This window comes from Paenibacillus alkaliterrae (assembly GCF_021532375.1).
GTDB classification, from domain to species: domain Bacteria; phylum Bacillota; class Bacilli; order Paenibacillales; family Paenibacillaceae; genus Pristimantibacillus; species Pristimantibacillus alkaliterrae.
In genome coordinates this window covers 1-2706 of the sequence record NZ_JAKGAP010000142.1, presented here as the reverse complement: position 1 = coordinate 2706, position 2706 = coordinate 1, and the positions used below count along the sequence as shown (strand labels likewise).

The 2706-nt window shown below is 54.0% G+C and carries 4 protein-coding genes; 1 reads left to right on the top strand and 3 read right to left on the bottom strand.

Going from position 1 to position 2706, the window contains the following annotated elements; genetic code table 11:
• Positions 1-140 precede the first annotated feature (140 nt).
• The 3 genes from L1N85_RS26725 to L1N85_RS26715 are packed head-to-tail and all read right to left on the bottom strand — an operon-like array spanning position 141 to position 2320.
• Positions 141-362: a DUF5348 domain-containing protein gene (locus tag L1N85_RS26725; protein ID WP_235242055.1), complete on the bottom strand. Its 222-nt coding sequence runs from the start codon at positions 360-362 to the stop codon at positions 141-143.
• A gap of 12 nt (positions 363-374) precedes the next feature.
• Positions 375-1178 (bottom strand): ExeA family protein, encoded by an 804-nt coding sequence (locus tag L1N85_RS26720; protein ID WP_235242054.1) that lies wholly within the window; start codon positions 1176-1178, stop codon positions 375-377.
• A complete protein-coding gene (locus L1N85_RS26715; RefSeq protein ID WP_235242053.1) occupies positions 1175-2320 on the bottom strand; it encodes a DDE-type integrase/transposase/recombinase in 1146 nt (381 codons plus the stop codon). Before L1N85_RS26715 ends, L1N85_RS26720 begins: the two co-directional genes overlap by 4 nt.
• A 120-nt stretch (positions 2321-2440) precedes the next feature.
• On the opposite strand from L1N85_RS26715, the gene L1N85_RS26710 reads away from it, so the two are divergent.
• Positions 2441-2706 (top strand): hypothetical protein (locus L1N85_RS26710; RefSeq protein ID WP_235242052.1); only part of this gene is annotated, 266 nt, incomplete at its 3' end.

Below are 2706 nucleotides of genomic sequence, written 5' to 3'. Positions count from 1 at the left end.
TGTCATCAGCCACTTTAATTGTCGGTGAATTCGGAACCGCCAATGACGGTGGCTTTTTTCATTCGCCACCGACAAGCATTTGGCGATTAGATTTAGGCTTACAGAATGACGGACAAAGGAAAAGACCCGCCATTGGCAGGTCAATTCAGAATCAGAACACGGTATTTGGTTTTAGTATGGAGCCAGAACTTCACGCCCCCAAAAGCAACATACCACTCCGTATCAAGCTCCAGATTCGCCGGGCAAAACACGTTGCCGAGCTCGAACATAATCGGATCGCCGCAATGCAAGGGATATAGAAGTCTCACCCCATCGTAGACGCGCCAGCGCCGAGTCTCTTGGTGAAATCGCAATTCATACATAGCGCTGCCCCCTCACTGTTCCTTAAACTCGCCTAAGACACGGTTGACGTGAATCGCGTCAATAAGCTTGTCTTTCCGAAGTACAGCGTCAAGCAACGCGGCTGTGCACACATTGTTCATTTCGCGGCAAACGCCGCGCGTATGCGCATAAATCGCATCCATAGCCTCTGTCGTAAAGATGGGATGAGTACTGCCGGCAACCTCGAGCTGGTGCGAGATGTAGTCCCGGCTCTCCGCAAGCGATAAGCCTTCCAGATGAAATCTCACATTCATTCGCTGCGTAATCGGTTTAAATACCCGAAGCTGCAACGTAGCCTGAAGCTCCGGCTGACCAATTAAGAGAAGAGCCAGCGGCGACACGGAATCCATCTGGAAGTTCGTAAGAAAGCGAATTTCCTGCAGCATGTCACCGGAAAGCAAGTGAGCTTCATCTACGACAATGACGGCCACCTTCTGCTGGTTCTCGTACAGATCCCACACGAGATGCTGGAACTGCCGTTTGGCCTCGCTGCGGAGAAACTTGGGAGGCAGCCCAAAATGGTGAAGCAGCTCGCGGTAAAAATCGCGGGGTTTCAAATTCGCGTCGGACACATACATGAATCGGTATTTGTTCGCATCTAGCTGGTCCTTCAAGGAACGAATGGCGGTCGACTTGCCCGTGCCAATCTCACCCGTCACGCAGCCAATCGACCTTGTCATCACCATGTACTGCAACCGGGCTACGCACTCTTCAAACCGCTTCGAGCGGTGCAGATGCCGGGTTTCAATCTCTCTCGTAAACGGGGTTCGCTCCCAGCCAAAGTAACTCCGAATCATGGATGCTTCACCTCTTTCAGTGCCAGCGAGAGCTCGGCTGCTTGCGTCTGACGGAGCTGCCGGTTATGTTCCTCGGCGAGCAGTTCCACATAGTTTAGTCCTGTCTTGGGCTGCTGTTGCTGTACAGCTGCAGGTTCAGGCGGTTTCCTCTTCTGCTTGGGATCACGCAGCACCAGCGGTTTGGCGTCATTGAATCGAACGCCATCCTTCCAGATCTGAATCAAGCTCAGATCGTGAGGATCGAATCGCACTTGAACTTGCGAGCCGGAAAGCTTCGCCTCCACTTCATAGGTCGTGCCTAGCAATGAGATGCACCCTGTCTTGTCCGCCTTGCGCGACTCTTCGAGCAAGAATACTTCCGCCAGCTCATGCGGAGGAAGCGTGCGAATCGGGTGGTCATCCTTCTGGTAGCGGTCAAGCGGGCGCTGTTTGAAGCTGTTATGAACCTTCTGGTGGTAAGCGACCTCAAGCCAGGCGGCGAAGAAGCGGTTCAAGTCGGTGAGCGTCTGGATCTTCCCTTGCTCCATGAGATCGTACGCCTCCGGCACAAAGCTCTGGTCAACGAACCGAAAGAACTTTTCTTGTTTACCGCGTCCTTGCGGACGCCCGGGGCGAGTGTGCTTAAGCTCGGTTCCTAGCCGTCCGCAGATCCGCTCAAAGTGGTGCGAGGAATAGATAGCACCGTTATCGACATAGATCATTTCGGGCACGCCATGCTTCAGAATCGCTTTTTTGAGGCAGTCTTCGAGCCGGGCTATCCGCTCTTCAAAGTAAAACTGGCCGTGCACACAAAGACGTGAATAATCGTCGATGAAGATCACCAAGTAAGCCATCGCTTTCTTTCCGGGCTTATCCGGGTGGGGCAGGTAAAGCGTATGCTGGACGTCGCCTTGCCACACGCTGTTGCGGTGTACGGCCTCGAATCGGCGGAATTCACTCCAGCCCGTAGTCAGAAGCGCCTTGCGCGTCATCCCGCGACGGCGCAGCTGTTTGCTCAGTGTACTCTCCTTGAGCACACCGGGATTCACGTACTGGGCAAGCTCCAGGATGGCAATAATCTGTCGGACGCTGCGACCTGGCTGCTCTTGCTTTAAGGCGATCGCTTTGGCAAGTACATCTTCCGGAATGTCTCGTGCTTGCAATTTGTCTGCTCGAGGCGAAGGGAGAAGTGCCTCCCAGCCGCCGCTGCGGTACGCCTGCACGTAGCGCTCTAGCGTCCGTAAGCTAATCTGTTTTTGCTCGCCCGCAGGTGTTTCATAGACGTGGCTCACAATGTCTCGCATGAGCGCCATCTGTTCGCCAGCCTCCAGCTTCCGGCTGACCAGTGGCGCGATCAAACCGTAGCGGAAGTTAGCCATTTGTTGTCGTTCTTGTTCATTCATTTGAATAGGACTCCTCTCCGTTCATCTTCCGGGAGTATCTCACAGCGTCCTGCTGCTTGGGGAGGAGGCATATCTTGTGGGAATCGGTGTCAATCGGCACGTTTAGAGGAGATGAGACACCATTCGGGGCGGCGATTGGTGTTTGG